General features: G+C 43.4%; 21 protein-coding genes and 1 pseudogene. 19 read left to right on the top strand and 3 right to left on the bottom strand.

The genetic code is table 11. The features are described 5' to 3' along the window. The first annotated feature begins 44 nt into the window (after positions 1-44). Positions 45-1,007: a tyrosine-type recombinase/integrase gene (locus tag MHI06_RS16805; RefSeq protein ID WP_340398515.1), complete on the top strand. Its 963-nt coding sequence runs from the start codon at positions 45-47 to the stop codon at positions 1,005-1,007. Positions 1,008-1,085: 78 nt separating this feature from the next. Here MHI06_RS16805 and MHI06_RS16800 read toward each other — a convergent pair whose 3' ends face one another. Next, positions 1,086-1,574 carry an HPP family protein gene (locus MHI06_RS16800; protein WP_340402134.1) on the bottom strand — a complete coding sequence of 163 codons (489 nt, stop codon included), beginning with the start codon at positions 1,572-1,574 and terminating at the stop codon, positions 1,086-1,088. Positions 1,575-1,766: 192 nt separating this feature from the next. Between MHI06_RS16800 and MHI06_RS16795 the strand changes: the two genes are divergently transcribed. Next, positions 1,767-2,747, top strand: coding sequence for a GntR family transcriptional regulator (locus MHI06_RS16795; RefSeq protein WP_340398514.1), 981 nt, complete (start codon positions 1,767-1,769; stop codon positions 2,745-2,747). 93 nt (positions 2,748-2,840) lie between these two features. Here MHI06_RS16795 and MHI06_RS16790 read toward each other — a convergent pair whose 3' ends face one another. Further along, on the bottom strand, positions 2,841-3,770 hold the full coding sequence (locus MHI06_RS16790; RefSeq protein WP_169480991.1) for an L-lactate dehydrogenase: 930 nt from the start codon (positions 3,768-3,770) through the stop codon (positions 2,841-2,843). 334 nt (positions 3,771-4,104) lie between these two features. On the opposite strand from MHI06_RS16790, the gene MHI06_RS16785 reads away from it, so the two are divergent. The 17 genes and pseudogenes from MHI06_RS16785 to MHI06_RS16705 all read left to right on the top strand — a co-directional run bounded on the left by MHI06_RS16785 (position 4,105) and on the right by MHI06_RS16705 (position 20,256). Continuing rightward, positions 4,105-5,382, top strand: a complete 1,278-nt coding sequence (locus tag MHI06_RS16785) for a YCF48-related protein (RefSeq protein WP_340398513.1) — start codon at positions 4,105-4,107, stop codon at positions 5,380-5,382. Between the two features lie 147 nt (positions 5,383-5,529). Next, positions 5,530-5,739: a hypothetical protein gene (locus MHI06_RS16780; protein WP_278294679.1), complete on the top strand. Its 210-nt coding sequence runs from the start codon at positions 5,530-5,532 to the stop codon at positions 5,737-5,739. Positions 5,740-5,917: 178 nt separating this feature from the next. Continuing rightward, positions 5,918-6,721, top strand: a pseudogene (locus MHI06_RS16775) (class I SAM-dependent methyltransferase). Between the two features lie 23 nt (positions 6,722-6,744). Continuing rightward, complete coding sequence (locus MHI06_RS16770) at positions 6,745-8,538, top strand: serine hydrolase domain-containing protein (protein ID WP_340398512.1); 1,794 nt, start codon at positions 6,745-6,747, stop codon at positions 8,536-8,538. A 374-nt stretch (positions 8,539-8,912) separates the two neighbouring features. Further along, entirely contained in the window at positions 8,913-9,548 is a 636-nt protein-coding gene (locus MHI06_RS16765; protein WP_340398511.1) for an SMI1/KNR4 family protein, read from the top strand. A 4-nt stretch (positions 9,549-9,552) separates the two neighbouring features. Beyond that, entirely contained in the window at positions 9,553-9,978 is a 426-nt protein-coding gene (locus MHI06_RS16760) for an NUDIX hydrolase (RefSeq protein ID WP_340398510.1), read from the top strand. An 82-nt stretch (positions 9,979-10,060) separates the two neighbouring features. Further along, positions 10,061-10,561: a hypothetical protein gene (locus MHI06_RS16755; protein ID WP_340398509.1), complete on the top strand. Its 501-nt coding sequence runs from the start codon at positions 10,061-10,063 to the stop codon at positions 10,559-10,561. A gap of 68 nt (positions 10,562-10,629) precedes the next feature. Then, complete coding sequence (locus tag MHI06_RS16750; RefSeq protein WP_169480983.1) at positions 10,630-11,052, top strand: NUDIX hydrolase; 423 nt, start codon at positions 10,630-10,632, stop codon at positions 11,050-11,052. 136 nt (positions 11,053-11,188) lie between these two features. After that, on the top strand, positions 11,189-11,683 hold the full coding sequence (locus MHI06_RS16745; RefSeq protein ID WP_340398508.1) for an AAA family ATPase: 495 nt from the start codon (positions 11,189-11,191) through the stop codon (positions 11,681-11,683). Positions 11,684-11,724: 41 nt separating this feature from the next. Then, positions 11,725-12,318 (top strand): C39 family peptidase, encoded by a 594-nt coding sequence (locus MHI06_RS16740; protein ID WP_340398507.1) that lies wholly within the window; start codon positions 11,725-11,727, stop codon positions 12,316-12,318. A gap of 110 nt (positions 12,319-12,428) precedes the next feature. Beyond that, complete coding sequence (locus MHI06_RS16735) at positions 12,429-12,821, top strand: DUF2500 domain-containing protein (RefSeq protein ID WP_169480981.1); 393 nt, start codon at positions 12,429-12,431, stop codon at positions 12,819-12,821. A 147-nt stretch (positions 12,822-12,968) separates the two neighbouring features. Beyond that, on the top strand, positions 12,969-13,718 hold the full coding sequence (locus tag MHI06_RS16730) for a glucose 1-dehydrogenase (RefSeq protein ID WP_169480980.1): 750 nt from the start codon (positions 12,969-12,971) through the stop codon (positions 13,716-13,718). A 204-nt stretch (positions 13,719-13,922) separates the two neighbouring features. Then, the gene (locus MHI06_RS16725) at positions 13,923-15,608 is read left to right on the top strand and encodes a hypothetical protein (protein ID WP_340398506.1); all 1,686 of its coding nucleotides are present in this window, start codon (positions 13,923-13,925) and stop codon (positions 15,606-15,608) included. 160 nt (positions 15,609-15,768) lie between these two features. Then, entirely contained in the window at positions 15,769-16,191 is a 423-nt protein-coding gene (locus MHI06_RS16720) for a cell wall hydrolase (RefSeq protein WP_076217086.1), read from the top strand. Positions 16,192-16,327: 136 nt separating this feature from the next. Then, the gene (gene gerQ / locus MHI06_RS16715) at positions 16,328-16,726 is read left to right on the top strand and encodes a spore coat protein GerQ (protein ID WP_248278168.1); all 399 of its coding nucleotides are present in this window, start codon (positions 16,328-16,330) and stop codon (positions 16,724-16,726) included. Positions 16,727-16,954: 228 nt separating this feature from the next. Next, on the top strand, positions 16,955-18,535 hold the full coding sequence (locus MHI06_RS16710; RefSeq protein WP_340398505.1) for a sigma-70 family RNA polymerase sigma factor: 1,581 nt from the start codon (positions 16,955-16,957) through the stop codon (positions 18,533-18,535). 404 nt (positions 18,536-18,939) lie between these two features. Then, positions 18,940-20,256 (top strand): hemolysin family protein, encoded by a 1,317-nt coding sequence (locus tag MHI06_RS16705; RefSeq protein ID WP_340398504.1) that lies wholly within the window; start codon positions 18,940-18,942, stop codon positions 20,254-20,256. 69 nt (positions 20,257-20,325) lie between these two features. Here the strand turns inward: MHI06_RS16705 and MHI06_RS16700 are convergent, their stop codons facing one another. Next, positions 20,326-20,616: a hypothetical protein gene (locus tag MHI06_RS16700; RefSeq protein ID WP_340398503.1), complete on the bottom strand. Its 291-nt coding sequence runs from the start codon at positions 20,614-20,616 to the stop codon at positions 20,326-20,328. Between the last annotated feature and the right edge of the window lie 22 nt (positions 20,617-20,638).

Raw genomic sequence — 20,638 nt, 5'->3', positions numbered from 1 at the left:
TCAGCTTAGACTATAATAAATAGAATCGAGGTGAGGGCTAGTTGATGACTGAGGAGATCCAGGAGCAATATGCGGACGAGCTAGAAGCTTTTCACATATGGATGAAGGACGCCGGATATACAGGCCATACGGTAAAATCATACACAGGTGACGTGGTAGAATTCCTGGTCTCCATTCAAGGAAAGTCACTGGAGCAGGTCAAAAAGCTGCATGTGCTGTCGTTTCTGTCCCGCGCTCGGGAGCGTGGGGTAAGTGATACCACGAGAAATCGCAAACATGCGGCGGTGAACTGTTTTTACAAGTCCCTCATTGAACTCGAATTGTTAACGAATAATCCGGCGTTTGGGATCAAGAAATCCAAAACCGAAAAAAACCGTGCACCCGTTTTCCTTGATGAAAGTGGGCTGACACGTTTTCTGGAGTCGGTAGATGGCAAGTATCGCACACGCAATCTGGCTGTTTTTCTGCTGATGGGATATATGGGATTACGGGTTGGAGAAGTGCATGCTTTGGATTGCAAAGACTATAACGCGGAGCGGCGTACATTGGATGTATTCGGTAAAGGTCGGAAATGGCGCTCGCTTCCTGTACCAGAGACCGTGGCGGACGTGTTATCTCAAGCTATGGCTGAGCGTCTCGATCCTTGGCGACCGAAAGAGGAAGCACTATTTGTCTCGCAAAAAGGGAAGAGACTTTCGATTCGCAGCATTCAGCTCATATCCACCGAAACCTTTGAACGCTTCCAGCAGGAATCACCGGCTAATCAACGTCAAAACTACTCCAGTCATAAGCTGCGTCACTCCTTCGCGACGATGATGTTACGGCGTGGAGCTGACTTGCGTACGGTCCAGGAGCTGCTCGGTCACGCATCCATTCAAACAACAACCGTCTATACGCATGTCACCAGCCGGGAGAAAGAAGAGGCCATGGCCTTACTTGAAGTGAAGCTGCCGATGTTCAATGCACAACCACTTCATTACAATCATGAAGAGAGCCGCAACTCATAGGAGCTGCGGTTCTTTTAATATAAATACATAATTAATATTATGTAAACCAATAGTAATCATACCTAGCTTCCATATGCTTTATATCCAGAACGATGGGTATCTGCGCTTTTTGTCCAGGTTGTTGATCAGTAGTGCCATGGCTACAATCGTTATCGAGCCTGTAAGTACTGGCGTGAACAGAAACGACCAACCGCTTCCAGCCAGTATGACGGCTATCGGATCAGCGCCAGCGGGTGGATGTGATGTTTTGGTCAACATCATAAATGCAATTGCCAGACCTACGGCAGCGGCCATAACCCACATACTATCACCGAATAGATGGAGCATTGCCAAACCAGTCAGAGCAGAAATTAAGTGCCCTCCAATGATGTTTCGTGGTTGGGATAACGGAGCATCCCAAAATCCAAAAGCAAGCACACAGCTTGCACCAAAAGGCGCAATAATCCATAGATTTGAAGTCCAAAGGGTGAGTAAAGATAAAATACTGATGGTCACAAAACCTCCGATCCCCCCAATAAGTGCACTAAAAGGATCGACTTTTAGTGTGCTCCTACCCGTTCCCTTCATTTTAGCTAGAAAATCGGTTACCTCAATTGATCGCACGTCATTGCCTCCTAATTCATATTTACATAGTTATTTAGTTATATAATCAAAGTGGTATTATGTCAATATAATTCGATATGTAGGGTGATTCCATTGGAGCATTAGCTGATTTTAGTTATAATATAACCATATAGCTATGAAAAGAGGTTTATATCATTGGATACCAAACAATTAACATTGAGGATAGATCCTGATTGGACTTTTAATGTAAATACGCAGATTAGAGAGCAATTGAAATGTCTCATTGCAATGGGAATAATACAATCCGGAGATATGTTGCCAGCGGCAAACCAATTAGCTGAGGAACTGGGAGTGAACCGCAACACGATTAATCTGGTATATAATCAGCTGCGCGATGAGGGGTTCGTCACGATGAACAAGGGACGGGGAACACAGGTTACTGCCAAAGGGCAGTTATACCATGAACAAAGCTTATTACTAATGGATCTGATAAAAGAAACCGTGAAGCAAGTGGAGTTGAACAACATTGAACTCAAACCATTTTTTATGACGGGATTGGCGTATGCGTTGCAACAGAGCTCATTTCCTGACGGTCAATCAGACATCCTGTTTGTAGAATGTAAGGGCCACGATCATTTCTTTTACCGTCAAGTTATCGAAAAGGCGACTGGCTTGAATGTGGAGACCTTATTTCTGGAGGACTTGCCTTTCCATGAAGATTCAATACATGATAAGCTCCAACACATAAAAATCGTAGTAACTACACTTAATCATGCTACAGAAGTCAAAAAATACTTTGCAGCACTCAACATCAAAATTCTAGTGATTGGCGCTGATATTGAACCATCATTGTTATTAGAAATATCCAGTCTGGAGAAGAACACACGCGTTTCCTTTATATGTTTAGGTAAAATAGGAGGAGAGTGGATGGCTAGTCGAGTTCAGGAGGCGGGAATTCACCACTTGAATGTGGAGACTTTAGGGTGGGAGGAAGAGCTTGATCAGGAAGAAAGCCTGCGGTTATTGCAGAAAACAGACCGAGTTTACGCTTCTGGCGCTGTCTTTCCAGCATTGTTTAAGCTAGCCCCTGATAAAGTAGTTCCCTATCCGATGAGACTGGAACCAAGCAGTGCCAATTTGTTGAATGATATCTCTATCCATTCTGATATGAAATAAATAAATGAAACATTTCCGAATGCATATCCATAAGAGCCACCTGCTTCTCTGAAATAAGAGATGCGGGTGGCTCTTGTTAAAGTAATAATCCGATTATTCCAATCCAGCGATCTGTTCTTTTAATTTGTTAGCAGAAGCCTGGAAAGCCACTTTCTCGGTTTCATTCAACGGAAGAGGCAGAATTTCGCGCACGCCGTTGCGATCTACGACACAAGGAACGCCCAGATAAACATCCGATACGCCATTGTAGTCTTCAAGGTACGTGGATACGTTCAGAACGGAGCCTTCGTTGCCGAGAATTGCAGCTACAATGCGGTCCAGAGCAAGAGCGATTGCATAGGAAGTCGCGCCTTTGGCATTAATAATCTCATACGCTGCATTTTTGGTACGATCGAAGATATCCTGTTGTGTTTCTTCATCTAGTTCCAGGTCTGTTCCTGCAACGTTAGCCAGGCTCCATACAGGTACTTCGGAATCGCCATGCTCACCAATAATGTGGGCGTGAATACTACGCGGGTCGATCCCTTTATTTTTACCAATCAGGTAACGGAAACGTGCGCTATCGAGCAATGTACCTGAACCGATGACACGGGAAGCAGGCCATCCGCTTTGTTTCCATGAAGTATAGGACAAAATATCTACAGGGTTGGTTGCAATCAGCAAAATACCATGAGAATTCACTTCAGTAATACGTTCAATAATATCTTTGAAAATGCTTGCATTTTTCTTCAGCAGATCAATCCGGGTTTCGCCAGGTTTCTGGGAAGCGCCCGCTGTTATAATAATGATATCTGCATCTTTGCAGTCGGAGTAATCGCCAGCCCATACTTTCACACCACCGGTAAACGGAAGACCGTGGTTCATATCCAGCATTTCGCCGGTTGCCTTATCATGATTCACATCCACAAATACCAACTCGGACGAACGCTGTCTCAACATTAGCGTGTATCCCGTTGTTGTTCCCACCGCACCCATGCCTACAATCACGACACGACTTGGTTTCAATACTGCACTGTTTGTCATGTTCATATCCTCTCCTTTTGGGTTATACTCCCATCCATATTAAGGGATTACTGAATATAAAGCGAGTGTTGTCTATAAAATAGTTCACATTTCATGTCTTTTTACCAATTATTCCGTCGAAAAACAGTTTAGGAATAAATTAATGGTAATAAATGTGCGACATATAGCCAGAGTATCAGCTGGAAAAAGGGAGCGGGCCGGCCATGAGAGGGCAATGAGCCTTTTACACAAGGTTTGTGGTAGAATAGGAGCAGTGGATTCTGATGAATCGTAAATAAAACGCCATAAGACAGGCATGCGCGCCTGTAAATTGGATGAGAGAGGTGGAACCCACTTGCGTTCGCAATGGATCAAAATCGCGCAGACAGCATTGCTGTCTATAGGTATAGCAGCTTTACTGGCTGCATGCACCGACTCAGATCAACCTCCGGAAGCAGAGCCTCCGCAACAACAGGAGGATGCCGGGAATACAGGGCAGACATTAACCGTCGTTCCCCCTGTCAACAGTACAGAATCTGCGGATATGGCCAAGTACCAAATACAGACCCGGTTGACCGATTTTCAGTTGCTCAATGACAACGGAGGATTGGCATGGGGTGTAACGCGGAATGCGCTGCGACTGTACTATACACAGGACCAGGGAAAGACCTGGACCAATATTTCGCCTTCGGAAAATGTACAATTTCCGGCTAACCCTAAATATGGACAAAGCATTTATTTTGTAGATCGTACGCATGGTTGGATTGTTCGCGAAGGCATGGGTGGAACAGACACCATGGTGCTTCGGACCAACAATGGAGGGGTAAGTTGGAGTCTGTCATCTCTGTCCAAGACGGATAAAGTGACCGCGATCTCCTTTGTATCTCCTGAAAAAGGCTGGATTCTCACCACGGTGGATACCGCTATTGGTAAACAGGACAAGAAACTGTACTTCACCGAGGACGGTGGAATCACTTGGAATCGGATGTCATCCAGTGACGAAGATGGCAAACAGGAAACAGAAGAGATTTCCAGACGTGGATACACAACAGGTATGACCTTCTCAGATCCAAAGCATGGTTTCCTGACCGCGATTGAGTTCGGTACACCGAAGTTGTATGTGACCTCAGACGGCGGAGAGAACTGGGATACAGGACCATCTTTCTTTGATCGAAACAAATTCAACGGGTGTGGTAATTTCAGTGTCAGTTCACCACAATTTTTTGGACGTGAAGCGCAGTTGGCCTGGATGTCCATGTCCTGTTCTCAAGGGGAGAGTACGACATTCAATGGATTCTTCACAACCGATGGCGGAAAGAGCTGGATGCTGTCCAATTTCACTTTAAACAAACAAACGGGTGCGAATCGCAGTCTTTCACCTGTATTCCTGAATGCATCGGAAGGTTGGGCGATGCAAAAGGGTATAACCTACCACACCAAGGATGCAGGCAAAACATGGAGCTCTCTTCCTGCAAGCAGTGTACTGGAAAAAATTCTCGAAGACTATCCGGAGATTGTGAAGATTCAGATGGTTACCTCCAAGCTTGGTTGGATATTGGTTGAAAATACAGATGCCAAAAGATCATTGTTATTGCAAACGGTAGATGGCGGTGTACATTGGAAAGTACTATAAACGTAGAGTGTTATCGATGTGAATAGATAGGAGAAAGGAGAGGGGCCTAAGGGTTTCTTTTCTTTTTTAATTAGTTTGTGAAATAAATCACAAATAAATCCACTGGAAGGTGATATATTTAACTCAACAAGAGAAGGAGTGATGAAGATGAGAACCAACGGTCAAACTCAATTCACGCAGGCGGATGACTTAACCAGATATATGCTTCAATTATGCTACACATGTGACGATGCCAATCGTTGTACAACAGAGGAAGCAGTGAAGGCTTGCATGGCAGAACACGCACAGGCAGATCAGCCCGAACCAGCCGAAGGTGGAGATGTAACTCGCGGGTTTATGGACTTGATGTACGCTTAGGCTAATCATTCACGGAGAACGCTCCTGAGGGAGGGTTCTTTTTGATTTGGAGAGAAATGTATGCGCTTTTAAATGTACTACGCAAATATTGCAGCATGGGTTATTATAGAAATAATTAAGGTAATTTACTCAAAATGTGGAATTAATTCTATTGAATTTTTGTTTGGAGGATGATGACATGGAGAAGAGTACTACAGTTAGAACCAACATGATCGGCGGTAGACAGGTTCATGCCATCTCGGTCGACATGGATAAAGGAAGTATTCATGAAACCAATGGCTTGTTTTGGAATACCGAAGGAAATGATGTTTTAGGAGTGACAGCACTTCCGCTCTATGGAGCATTTGTCTCCGAAGAAAAACACCATCTTTTTGGAGATATCTCGGAAAAGAAAGTATTGGAAATAGGCTGTGGGAGCGGCCAATCCTTACGGTATTTGGGAGAACGTCAGGCGAGTGTACTATGGGGAACGGATTTATCGGAAAATCAAATTGAAAAGACACAACAGCTTTTGACGTCGTGTGGTCTTTCAGCGACCTTAATCTGTTCACCTATGGAAGAAGAATGTGGCATACCCAAGGATTATTTTGACATCGTTTATTCGATTTATGCGATCGGCTGGACAACGGATCTTGAAGGGACTTTTCTCCAGATTGCTTCCTATCTTAAGAAGGATGGCGTATTTATCTTTAGTTAGTCTCACCCTATACACAAATGTGTTGCTGCAGAAGAGGATAGACTTGTTTTTGAAAAATGTTACTTTGATGAATCTTGGTACTCGGTAACTCTTGGCGAAAGTACGCTAGCATTATCGGACCGTAAACTATCAACCTATGTGAATGCGTTGGCAAAAGCGGGATTTGTCATTGAGCAGCTAATTGAGGAATCTGATGATGAATTGATGCAACTGCAAAATGATGATTTTGCCAATAAAGCAAAGATGCTCCCTGTAACCTTTGTGATAAAGGCACGAAAACTATAGGAGAAAGATAAGGAGAGTGGCTAATGCAGATTGATCGAAGATATCACGGTCTTAATAAAATAATCGTTGGTGTTCTGGTACTCGCATTAATTATTGTGACGTGTGCTGTACCTGTGTACGCTGAGGTAGAGAATGTGGAGACAACGCCCTCCAGGATTGCGTTGTCTTCGCTAGAGGAAACGATTGATTCATATGTAGCCACTAATCAGAAGAACACCGCCGCCGTTTCGGTTGTAGCTATCAAGAACGGTGAGACTGTTGTGAATAAGGCCTATGGATACGCAGATCTTGAGCAACAGAGAAAGGCAGACATCTCTACTGTATTTGAATGGGGTTCAACCTCTAAACTATTAGTCTGGACGAGTATGATGCAACTTGTCGAGCAGGGAAAGCTTGATTTGCATACCGATATTCAGGAATATTTGCCGGAAGGTTTTCTAAAGAAGCTTGAATACGATGCTCCCATTACCCTATTGAACCTTATGCATCATAATTCAGGATGGGAGGATATATTGATCGATTTATGGTATTCATCCGAGAAAGACATCTTGGATTTAGAAGAAGCTTTACAAAAATTTGAACCAAGGCAGATCGATAAACCTGAGAGTGTCGTTGCTTATTCAAATTATGGTACGGCTATGGCTGCTTATATCGTTGAGGTGCAAAGCGGACAACCCTTTTACAAATATGTCAATGAACATATATTTAAACCATTGAATATGAGAGACACTTCGATTCACCCGTCACAGTATGATAATCTAAACGTCTTGAAAAGGAGAAATGAGATTCAAGGCTACACTACGAATCTGAAACTCATTCCTAAGAACAGAGCATACATAAGCTTATACCCTGCAGGGGGCGCCATTGGCACCGCAGAGGATGCAGCTAAATTTCTCGCAGCCTTGATGCCTGTGGATGGTAGCAATTTATTGTTCGAGAACAATGCCACGTTAGACGAGATGCTGTCAACTAGTCTATATTACGATGGGACTTCTACTCCTCGAATTGCGCATGGCTTCTTTGAGGTAGAGTACTGGGTGCCTGCACTAGAACACGCTGGAAGTACGGCGGGATTTTCAAGTAGATTTGTTTTTGATCGGGAGTCTAATTTCGGGTTAGTGGTCATGACAAACCAGTCAAATGAAATGGCTTATAGCGTTGGTCTTGTCCAGAAGGTGTTTGGAAGTAGTTTCAGCACGAATTCTATTGAATCTGAGAGTGGAGGATATTATCTGCCTGCGCGACGGGTCGTTTCCGGCTTTACGAAAGCATATTCGATGTTAAGTCTGCAGAATTATACCACATTTGACCTTAGTAATTTTGCAAATGTTGTTGAGCGTAATGGCACTGTTGAGAAGGTCTCTATGTCTTATAATGACTTTTTGCCCGTATCCAACTTAACGATAAACGGGATCAAAGCATCTTTTATTGCTCTTGCAGTAGCCATGCTACTCAGTATGAGAGCTACAATTGGTTATTTTATTCGGTTATCCAAATACAAATTAAAAAACTGGGAAAGACCAGGTACAGGATTTGATAAGTATCATATTGCCATTAATATTGCCAGTCTGGCATTAATTTTGAATACGATATTATTGTTCATGCGTGCCTTAGGCTTTGCCCCCTATTCTTCATTACGGATACATCTCACCTTAAACCTGGTTTATGTGATTCTAGCTGTGGCGTACCTTGTCTTGATGTTCTATAAACTGATGAAGAGAAGTTACAGTAAAAAGCAAAAGGCGGTATACATCATGTCTGGCATATCTGCTTTCCTATTTGCTGCTTTTATTGTGGGATGGGATTTGTACTTTTAGAGCCGTAAGCAACGTTATTATTCTTTTGACGTAACAATCAATTGTAATTTGTGGAGGATAAAAATGAAAATTGACTTTAGAAATTTCGATGAGTCTTATTATGAACAAGTATGTGATTTCTTGATTGAAATTTCCTCAGATAACCGTCGTCATATTAAGGACCTGTACCTGTTGATGACTATACGATGAGTAAGCAAAAGGAAATGTTATCGGCAACTCTTTAGGTGCTGAAAAGCATATGTTATTTCTGATAGTACTTTCTATACTTCATTAGGTTTTCAACAGTATTCACACTATACGTTCTATTGGCATAAGGAATAGTTTATAGAGGGCTTTATCTAAAAGGGCGGGAAATAGTAGAAAGGATGAATTTTATGGAATCTTCGGAAGTTTTCAATATAGTTGAGTTAACTCTAGAGGGGTTGAAGAAAAGATTAGATAGTAATAATTCATTATTAATACAAGGTTCAACTGGTTACAGTGAGCCTGCAAAATTTACGTTTTATCCGGGTTCATCAAATCAGGAGATCGATTCTTTATTTGAAGAGTTTAATTTAGTTATTCCTTGGGACTATAAAGCTTTTTTACTAAGTCATAATGGAGCAGATTTATTCGAGCATCCCTTTTATGGAGGTGGGATCCAGTTGTATAGCTTAAACATGATTCGGCAGGTATACATTGATTATGATTATGTTAGCATGATACCGCAGGGTTGGATTCCAATAGGTTCGGATAATGGAGATATGCTTTTTTTAAATACGAATGAATGTATTGATCGATTTTCTAGCTATTTGTATTGGACTGAAATGTTATTCGTTGATAGCGCAATTAAGGTAGATATGAATTTTGAGAGATGGTTTGAAAGATTGATTATATGTAATGGTGCGCACTTCTGGAATTGGAATAATGAAAGTTCTGAACGTTATTATAGGCATTTACAAGGACACATTGAAAATGTGAATAACTATGATGGCAAGAACTATACACTTGCTTTGTCAAAGAAGGAGTAAAATAATGAGCCCTCCAAAACATATCGTATCTGCCGCTGCAATCGTCATAAACGAAAAAAACGAATTATTACTTATTAGAGGACCAGGAAGAGGATGGGAAATGCCAGGTGGTCAAGTAGAAGAGGGGGAATCTTTAAGTCAAGCTGCGATCAGAGAAACGAAAGAAGAGTCCGGAATCGACATTGAAATCATCAAATTCTGTGGAATATTTCAAAATATCGAAAATTCAATATGCAACACGTTATTTTTAGCAAAACCAATAGGAGGAGAATTAACCACATCATCAGAGAGTTTAGATTCTGGTTTCTTTCCAATCGAAGAAGCAATTTTAAAAGTCGAATGGAAAAACTTCAGAGAAAGGATAGAGTACTGTTTAAAGCCTGAGCTGCAACCTTTTTGTATTGAGTTTAGTGATAAAAACAATATTTAAAAGCTTCACTAGAAGCGTATCCTCATCTAAATGTTTTATAAGTATTTGTTAATTGACCAAAACTACAATAGGGGGAATTACATTGAACGCAACCTTCACTAAGGTGGCTGGAGTTAGCTTCATTATTTTATCAATCTTAAGACTAACTCCTTATATTAATGTGACTGGTAAGTGGTTGTTATACATATCCATAGCAGCATTTTTTCTTATCCTATATGACTTAATGGAATTTGTGATTAAAAGAATAATGGCAAGTAACGGTTTGAAACTAAGCAAGATTTTATTTAATTTTCGCCCATTGTTTCTTGGATGTGCAGTGATGGCTATCATCGTTTTGCCTAATATAAAGGTCGCTATCTCTGTTAAAGAGGTGAATACTTATAGTGATTTTTTCACTTTAATTAGCCTAGGAATAGCAATAATGTTACTTGGATTTAAAACTGAAAGAGAAGAATCTACTTCGCTGGAAAAATCAAAAGGGAATGAGATAAGAGAATTTTTGAATTCAACTGAAGGAGAAATGATTATTAAAAAATATATAGAAGAACAATCAATAGAAAATAACAAAAAATTGATAAGTTAGGCAGGTTCTAAGTAGTCATGATGAACGAAAAAGATTTGAAGGTCAATTCCAGGAAGGAAGTTCAAACAATGAAACGAGTCGATGTAGTTTACTCATTACTAACGAATTCATCCAAATCTAAAGTACTTGCGGTAAGAAATGTAGGACGTTCAAGCTGGTCGCTGCCTGGCGGAGCTGTTGAACCCGATGAATCATGGGAACAAGCAGCAATTCGGGAAGCCCATGAAGAAACAGGACTTGATGTTACAGTTCATGGCATTGTAGCAATCAATGAGTGTAAATTTGAAGAAATCAAGGAACATGCCATTTTTATCACATTCAGAGCCGAAATCGTCGGAGGGAGAGAAGAGATATCAAGACCGGACGAAATTTCTGAGATAGCATGGTTGGATATAGCACAGGCAGATGAGCTTATGCCTTATTACAAGAACGGCTTTAAAAGCTTACTTACTGGAAATGAGATTACATATTTCAACGAAGGTAACAAGTGATGTTCTGGAGATAGTTGATGAATCTTGGTATGCGGTATCTCCAGACTTTTGTCAGGGTGAGTTAATCTTAGCTGATTGTCAACTGTGATTAAAGCGAGAAAACGTTAGAAACTGACTTATTTATTGGAGGACTCACATGAACAAATTACCTTTATTTATAGTGACAGGCGCAAGTGGAACGGGAAAAACGACGGTCTCTGCGCTTGTTCGCAATTTACTTCCGGATTTTGATGTCTTTGATATGGATATCATCGATAACGTGGATTGGCAGATTGCCAAAGAAAATTGGTTGAGGATTGCGTATAGCATATCGCTAAGTGGACGAGGGACTGTTTTATGTGGAACGATGGTACCGGAAAACATTGCATCGTCCGATTACAAAGATCGATTTGATCGGATTCTATATATGAACTTACATTGTAATGATGTCACACGTGAAGCGAGGTTGAAGTCACGGGGATGGGATGAGAACTCGATCGAAGATCACAAGAATTTTGCCAACTGGTTAATCCAAAATTCGAAAACTGCATTTGCTCCGGAAATGCCGACAATTGATACGACAGAACTTACAGCAGAGGGAGTAGCTGAACAGATTAAAGAATGGGTTCTAAAAAACTGGTGCGAGGAATGAACACCTAAAAGACATCAGGATGAAGTGAAGGAGGTCACGTATTGTTTCTCAATGTATTACTTTGGTTGATTATCCTCTGGGTGATCTCCCTTTATTTCAGTTTTCCCAAGATAGATCGGATGTACACCGTCAAGGTGCCAAGCACTTATTATATTCAATCTCCCAATCGATTGGATATTCAGAAAAACTATGAATGCGCTGCATTTTCCAGTGCGTTCGTCTTGAGACATTTCGGGGTGGAGTCCAACGGGACAAAGCTCTATGAAACCTATCCTCGCAAATTACTGGATGGGACGGTATATCCCAAAGCGGTCGTTGTTTTTTTCAGAAAGCTTGGATATCAGGCAATGTACTTACGTGGGAATGTGAATACGTTGAAGAAGCAGATTAGCCAAGGGGTACCCGTTATTATATTTATTAGAGTACATCCCAAACAACGTTATTTGCATTTTGTTCCCGTCGTTGGCTATGATGAAACGCATTTTTACTTGGCTGAATCGTTAGATCACAAGATGAATTGTGATAAAGAATATTACAATCGAAAAATCAGCATTAGTGAACTGAACGCGTTATGGAGATCTTGGTTACCTTTTTGTCAAAACTCATATATCGTCGTACATCCAGTGCAGATTTAATTGCTCAAATATTTAATCGGGTTAACAAGTTCTGTGTACGTCCGCATATACATTACAGGAGACGGGTCAAGACTCCGGCTGTCCTAAGTTGTATGAACGGAGGGAGAGACATGGGCATTGAATCATCCTGGATGTTTGATTTGTTTGGAACCGTCTTTCCGGTTGTATTTGTTCTGCTTATAGGTATAGTCCTTCTGTCGATGGGAAAAGAAGTATGGAAGTGGGGGCGTAACAACTCAGAGCCACTGTTGACCGTACCTTCAAGAATCACCAGCAGACGGATGAAGACGAGTCAGTCGCAATCCGAACCAGGCAGTACAGCACGAACCTTATATTACGTCACCTTTGAAGTAGAGAGTGGAGATCGGCTCGAATTCAAAGTCAATGGCGAAGAGTATGGTTTGTGCGCTGAGGGGGATGAAGGACGGCTCTCGTTCAAAGGAACGCGTTACATAGGCTTCGAGCGATATAATCGCTTATATTCCGAACGCCTACGCGGTTAAACCGAGCAGCTTGCGCCAGGATGGCGTGAGCTTTTTTTGATTATTTGCTGGACAAGCGTTTCTTAATGGGCCTAACGTGTTTTTATATAAGGAGAGGCTTAATGAAATTTTGATCGCAGGATCATTACCATAGAGGAGGAAATGAATATGTCATTTACAGATCAGGTCGTTGTTGTAACCGGTGCCGCTCAGGGAATAGGACGCAGTGTGGCCGAGGCTTATGCGGTCGCCGGGGCTAAAGTCGTACTTGCTGACCATAAGGAAGCGGAGGGTGCGGCTGCCGCAGCTTCCATTCGCAATGAAGGCGGAGAAGCCATCTTTGTTCAATGTGATGTTCGGAGCGAGCAGGATATTACGAATCTTTTTCGAACTACCGTGGAGGAATTCAAACAAATTGATGTTCTGGTGAACAACGCAGGACTTGCAAAATGGAAATCACCCTATGAGCTAACGCTGGAAGAATGGGACGATGTACTCAATACCAATGTGAGAAGTTGCTTTTTGGCGAGTCGGGAAGCAGCCAAACATATGAAAAGCAATGAACACGGCGGTGCCATTATCAATATGGCTTCTACCCGTGCACTGATGTCTGAGCCTGATACCGAAGCCTATGCCGCATCCAAAGGTGCGATTGTAGCTCTGACGCATGCGCTGGCGGTCTCACTGGGCAAAGACCAAATTCGGGTCAATTGTATCAGTCCGGGATGGATTGAGACAGGAGACGTGGAGAAACTGAAAAAGGAGGATCATGAACAGCATCCCTCCGGTCGTGTGGGTATTCCTTCGGATATCTCCCGTGCTTGTCTATATTTATCTGACCCAAGCAATACCTTTGTCACAGGGACCAACCTCGTTATTGATGGAGGCATGACCCGAAAAATGATATATGAGGACTAGAACCGGGATCGAGCCGGGCGAGCCCTGCGCTGTCCCAATATAAGAGTAATAAGCCCAAGTTAAGCACTTGGGCTTATTTGTTTTTAATAACTCGGTTGCTATAATAAATGTGATTTTACAACAGTAGAGGAATGGAGGGAGTATATGTTCGGGAAACAATCCCGGAAGGTATTTTGGCTGTTACTGCTGATCGGAGGGATGATAATGATAGGGAATGAGTCACCTGCTGAAGCAGACGGCGCGGATATACGGGCGGCCTGGGTATGGCAGGCGCAGTCTGTTAGCAACGGAGATGAGCTGCTGGCCAATGCAGCTAAACATAAGATAAACAGGCTGTACGTGAATGTAGACATGACGCTGTCCAAGGAGGTATACCAGACGTTTATAGCCAAAGCAAGCCGTGCAGGTATTGCGGTTGAAGCGCTGGGAGGCGATCCATCCTGGGCGGTCAGTGGGCGTGAAGGCCCCATGCTTAGGTTAGCCTCGTGGGTAAGTGACTACAATCAGGCAGCTGAGCCCAATGAGCGATTTGATGCCATACATCTGGATATCAAGCCCTACGTGTTACCAGCCTGGAAAGAAGATGCCAAGCCATTGGTTCAATCCTGGGTGGCCAATATGAATCTGTTATTTGAGCAAGTGAGACAGGGTGGCGCTGTTGCTGTGAATGTTGACCTGCCATTTTGGCTGGATTCGTACACCGTCACAGGGAATAGAACTTCTGAGGATGCAGATAACGAACCATTGTCACGTTGGTTTATTGAACAAGTGGATCATGTCACTTTACTAGCTTACCGTGATAATGCGCAAGGAAACAATGGCATCATACGTTTAATTGAACAGGAACTGAACTGGGCTGATGCCAGCAATGCGAGCGTCACGGTTGGGTTGAATACCAAGCCCATGCCTGGCGAGGAGTTCACGACATTTGCCGGTAAAGGGGCAGCGCAGCTGGAAAGTGTTATTGAAGAAGTTGCTTCCGCATTCAGCGAGCATACTTCCTACGCCGGTTCTGCTGTACATGACATTGTATACTGGGGACAACTGGAGCCGTCGGAACTGCCATCACCGGAGATTCCATCCAACCAGCCAGAGATTCGGGGAACGTATATCTGGGAGGCCTCTCAGGTGACGAACGACGGAGGGGAGCACATCTTAGCGTTTGCGAGAGAGCAAAATATTAACTGGTTGTATGTCCGCTTGGATCTGGATCAACCCTATTCCAGTTACCGCAGTTTTGTGAAACGAGCCAGAGCTCAAGGTATTGAAATTCATGCGATGGGTGGACACCCGATCTGGGGCAAGAAGGAAAATCGTCCAAGGATTCAGCGCTTGATTGATTATGTGAAAAATTATAATGCTGAATCTGAGCCGGATGAACAATTTCAAGGCATCCATCTGGATATTGAGCCTTATACCTTGCCGGACTGGGAGAACAATCGGAATACCCTGTTGACCGAATGGGCTGCGAACATTACATTTTTCCAGGAAGAAACGAAGAAGGACAGTGATCTCGAAACAAGTGCAGATCTTGCCATATGGCTGGATACCTTCCCGCTGCCGGGTAAAGACATGTCTGTGACGGAATTTATGATTGGTACACTCGATCATGTGTCACTGATGGCTTTCCGTAACAACGCCGAAGGTTCCAATGGGATCGCTGCTGTTGTGAGTCAGGAGATGGAGATCGCCGATCGTTTAGGGAAAAGGTTGATGATTTCGGTAGAAATGAAGGAGAACCACGAAGGTCCTCATATTTCATTTTATGAGAAGGGGGCAGCGGAGATGGAACTTCAGCTTGCTAAGCTTCCCGATCTGCTGGCCGAATATCAGGCGTACCAGGGCAATATTGTACATGCCTATGATTATTGGATTGAAGCCAAGCCCTGAACAGGCGAGTAATATAAGAAATAAGTTGCTTTGGGACTTCACCTTGGGTGAGGTTCCGGGCTTTTTTTTATGGAAAAAAGATGGAATCGTGTCACCGAATGGGCTCCTGCACAATACGATGTACGGAGATGAACAGCTGAAACAAGGGAGGAAACAGAATATGGCTGTTATTAAAGCCAACTCAGAGGACGTCAAGCTATTGGCTAGGCTGATGAGGGCGGAGGCTGAAGGTGACGGCGAACAGGGTATGTTGCTTGTGGGCAATGTAAGTGTGAACCGGGTACTGGTAGATTGTCTGGACTTTAAGGATATTCGCGACATCAATCGTATGGTATTCCAGAATCCAGGAGGCTATGAGTCCACACAGAAGGGTTACTTCTACCAGCGGGCAAGACAGTCCGAGATTCGTCTGGCACAACGGGTGATCAATGGAGAGCGTTTCTGGCCAGCCAGCAATTCATTGTGGTTCTTCCGACCTGTGGCCGAGTGTCCGGCAACGTGGTATGACCAGCAAAATACAGGACGTTTTAAAGCGCATTGTTTCTTCAGTCCTTCAGGCGAAGACTGTCCGGAAGTATATTAAAATTTGGGGAGGAATCACCATGATTAATCAGCCTTATCAACCAACGACTCAAACGTTGGGTCAGCAAGCGAATTCCGTATTAGGTCAACAAGCCAATTCTCAGGTTCAAGGTACGTCTTACAAAATTGGTAACGGAATGCCTGCCATGTCAGTAACACCAGGAATGGTATCCCCAAGCTCCACAAGTGTACCCCCACTCGTATCCAGTGGAAGCCCAATGACACCAACGGGTGCAGTAATCACTACAACGGCGCCACAGTTTGAGCAGTCGTACATTGAGAATATTTTACGTCTGAACCTCGGGAAATTCGGTACGTTCTACATGACATACGAAGGCAACAAAGAATGGAACGCTCGCATATTCCAAGGTATTATTGAAGCAGCGGGCCGTGACCATATTATCATCAGCGATCCGAAGACAGGAAGACGGATCATGCTGTTGATGGTCAACTTCGACTATGCTACATTTGATGAGCCGTTGTTGTATCAATATCCGGGCGTGGTAGGCAACTACCCACAAGCTCCAAGCAGATGATCATTGGCGCCTCATCATTTTGATTGATATTTGATATGGATAACACATAATGAATTACATGCTGTCCTGAATGTGGAGGTATTCCACAGACGGGGCGGCTTTTTACATAAGAATTTGTGTGCAAAATGATTACTATATGATTGAGTCAGACGTAACCTTTTGATAAAAACATGGCACTTATATATGAACAGAACAAGAAACATGCCTATATGAAGGGAGTCCATAGCATTGAAGTCATGGATTGAAGGAGCGATGAAGGGCGAACCCGAAGCTTACGTACAACTGATGTCTCAATATCGCGGGATGGCTCTTGCTGTTGCCTACAATCGTTTAGGAGAACCATTTTGGGCAGAAGATGTTGTGCAGGAGGCATTTACTGAAGCCTTTGGTAATCTGTCCAAGCTGGAGGACTCGAAGGCTTTTCCTGGATGGTTCAAGGTGATCGTGGAGAGGCAGTGTTATCGCTGGCTAAGGCGTAAGCAGCATACCACAATTCCCGTTCAGGAGCTGGAGCATGTATTCCAGGAAGAGGATCAGGCGCATAATCCAGAAGAACAAGCGGTGCAAAACGAAATGCATCGTACGCTGCGTGATTCGATTTCAAAATTGCCGTCATCGATGCGGATTGCTGTTGAACTGTTTTATTTGGAGGGATACTCGCTGCAGGAAATATCGGATTTTCTCGGGGTCAAGGTACCTGCATTAAAGAAAAGGCTGTTTGATGCCCGATCCAAACTCAAGCGTTCTATGCCAGTGAGGGATCTGGTCTCTGTGTTCAGTGACTTGTATGAAGGAGGAAAAGGATTGTTACACATTATGAATGGAGATCACGCTGCGAATCGTCTAAGAGAGAGTGGAATCGAGGGAGATATCCTCGTATGGAGAGAATTGTACACGTTCGGACCAGTAGCCAAAGATATGGGAGATGTAAAGGAACGGAAGAATCGGGCATCCGTGTTAGAGCAGCAGTTGGGCATTCCGCAGACGGAATACTTGCAGATCGAGGAGCTTGAGCGCAAGTTGCATTCGTTTCAACAATATAAGGAGATTGTCCTGTGGTTCGAATACGACCTCTATGATCAGACGATGTTATCTTACCTATTGCATTATTTCAAAGGACAAGTACTCCAGAATACGAAACTGAATCTTCTCTGTATTGACTCGTATCCAGAGATTGAGCACTTTAGAGGACTGGGACAGCTTACCTCTACGCAGATCGAACGTCTGTCTGGCAGTTGGCACGTGATTGACACGGACGAGCTAGAAGCAGGTGCACAGTTCTGGGAAGCCTATACGTCGCCTGATATCCGTCATCATCTGGATTACATGTTGGCAGACACCTCGGTGCTCCCCTTTGCAAACGCTGCGTTCAAGGCCCACTTGTCCCGTATGCCATCTGTATCAAACGGCCTGGGAGTCATTGAGCAGATGACACTGGAGACCATTACAGCAGGTATAGATCGTCCGTATCCTTTGTTTCGCGAGGTAGGGGACAAGCTGCATATTCTCGGGATGGGTGATCTTGAATACTGGGCACATCTGAGACGGATGACAGAAGGACCTCATGCCCTTCTTCAGTTGACCGGTGCAACAACTTTCCCTAATTTCATGCAGCATGATGAAGAATTCCGTGATGGAGTCCTGTCGCTGACGGAACTCGGGATTCAGGTACTGAGTGGGGAGGTCGATTGGGCTATGTTGAAGCAGGATGAATTCTGGACCGGTGGATTGCATAACGAAAGTGGGAAACAAGCCAAGTGGCGCTGGAACCCGGCTTCTGAGACCATAGTGGAGATTGAGTCGACATAGGAAGTAGAGCAGAAGATATAGAGAAGCGAGTAATGGACCGATGCTCCTATGCTATATAAAAGTAATAAATAAAGAGAGTACCAGCCATGCCGAAGCATGAACTTGGATACTCTCTTTGGTTTGATTAGTTCATTGTTTACGAAATGTTAAAAAAACAGCGTAATCGCTACTTTTGTTAAAGAAATAAGGCGTTTGTGCCATTTCGTTGTCATAGGACACGGATTGACTGTGTAGTGTAGAATTATATAATAAAAGAAGCATATCTTTGTTATTCGACAGAACAAGGTGGAGGTGGAAGCATTGGGAAGTTGAAATTGCATATGAACGGCAGAATGGCTAATATCCTACATTTTCGAAGGAGGTGGACCTATTTGCCGAAGAATGACGGCAAATAGGATGAAAATTTGAGTGACCCCTTACCGAGTATTTTAAATTTAGTAATCATTGGTTTACTTGTATTAATGAATGGTTTCTTTGTGTCGGCGGAATTTGCGATGGTGAAAGTTCGTGGAAGCCGGATTGAGGCTTTGGTGGAAACAGGCAACAAAAATGCCATCTATGCTTCCAATATCGTGCGTAATCTGGATGCATATCTGTCAGCTTGCCAATTAGGCATAACACTGGCTTCACTGGGACTTGGATGGTTGGGAGAACCCGCAATCGCACATCTGTTAGAGCCTATATTTACCGCGTTTGGACTGGGACCGGTCTATGTTCATGGAATCTCTATTGCCATTGCATTTGTGATCATTACGATCCTGCATATTGTACTGGGGGAACTTGCTCCCAAAACGATGGCGATTCGAAAGTCTGAGACGATCACGTTGTGGTCTGCGGCTTTGCTAACGTTCTTCTACAAGTTAATGTATCCATTCATATGGGCACTGAACGGTATGGCTAACGGCTTGTTGAGACTATTCCGGATGGCACCAGCTTCGGAGATCGACTCCGCACATAGCGAAGATGAAATACGCATTCTGATGAAAGAAAGCAATAAGAGCGGTTTAATTGATAACACTGAATTAGCACTTGTTGATAATATATTTGATTTTACGGATACAACCGCCCGTGAAATTATGATTCCGCGGACGGAAATGATCTGTCTGAATGCCAATGAATCCATGCTAGAGAATCTGGAGATTGCCAGTGATAGTATGCGAACAAGGTATCCGGTGTATAACGGAGACAAGGACCATATTATCGGCTTTATTCACATTAAGGACCTAATGCGATCCCAACTTACGGATACCATCTCCGTAATCCGGCCGATCCTGGCTGTACCAGATACCACACTGATCAGTGATCTGCTCAAGCGTATGCAGCGTAGCAAGACACAGATTGCGATTTTAATCGATGAATATGGGGGAACCTCCGGGCTTGTCACGCTTGAAGATATCATGGAAGAGATCGTAGGCGAGATTCAGGATGAATTCGACCATGAACGTCCTGCCATTGAACAAGTGGATGAGATGGAATACTCTATTGATGGATTGATGCTGATTGAAGAAGTCAGTGAAAGATTCGGACTAGAGATGGATCGTGCCGATTACGATACCATCGGGGGTTGGCTATACTCGAGAGTAGATGCCATACCACCTGAGGTTGGTCAATCGGTTGAGTATGGAGGGTATGTATTTGTCATTCAAGAGACAGAGCACAAGCGGATTTCCCGTGTAAATGTGATTAAGCTGGAACTGTTAGTTGAAGAAGAAGGCGCGTAGCCAGATCAAAATTGTAACGAATGAAGCTGTATGGTGACGCAATGGTCATTGTACAGCTTCTTTGCATACTCATGATTCTTTGGGTACATGAATGACAACATCGGCGTAACGATTCTCCGTGACAAAGCTATTTTTGATATAAATTCGCTTATAAGTGACGTAAACATTCTCTCCCGGAGCCAGATCATGCTGGATATTCAGCTTTTTTCGAGTGGATTGGTTTGTTGTCGGTGTCTTAATGGTGATGATGGCGTACATAGGCGTATCGACGAAAGTAACCTCGTAAGAATTGTAGTCCCCGACCTTAGTGGTGGATAACACCGGATTTTGCTTATACTGAGTTAGGTGATCATTCACCATGCCATATGTAGTTCATTCGGAT

Origin of the sequence: Paenibacillus sp. FSL H8-0079, from assembly GCF_037991315.1 — a bacterium.
GTDB lineage: Bacteria > Bacillota > Bacilli > Paenibacillales > Paenibacillaceae > Paenibacillus.
The sequence above is the reverse complement of the archived record's forward strand: the minus strand, read 5'-3'. Positions and strand labels throughout refer to the sequence as shown.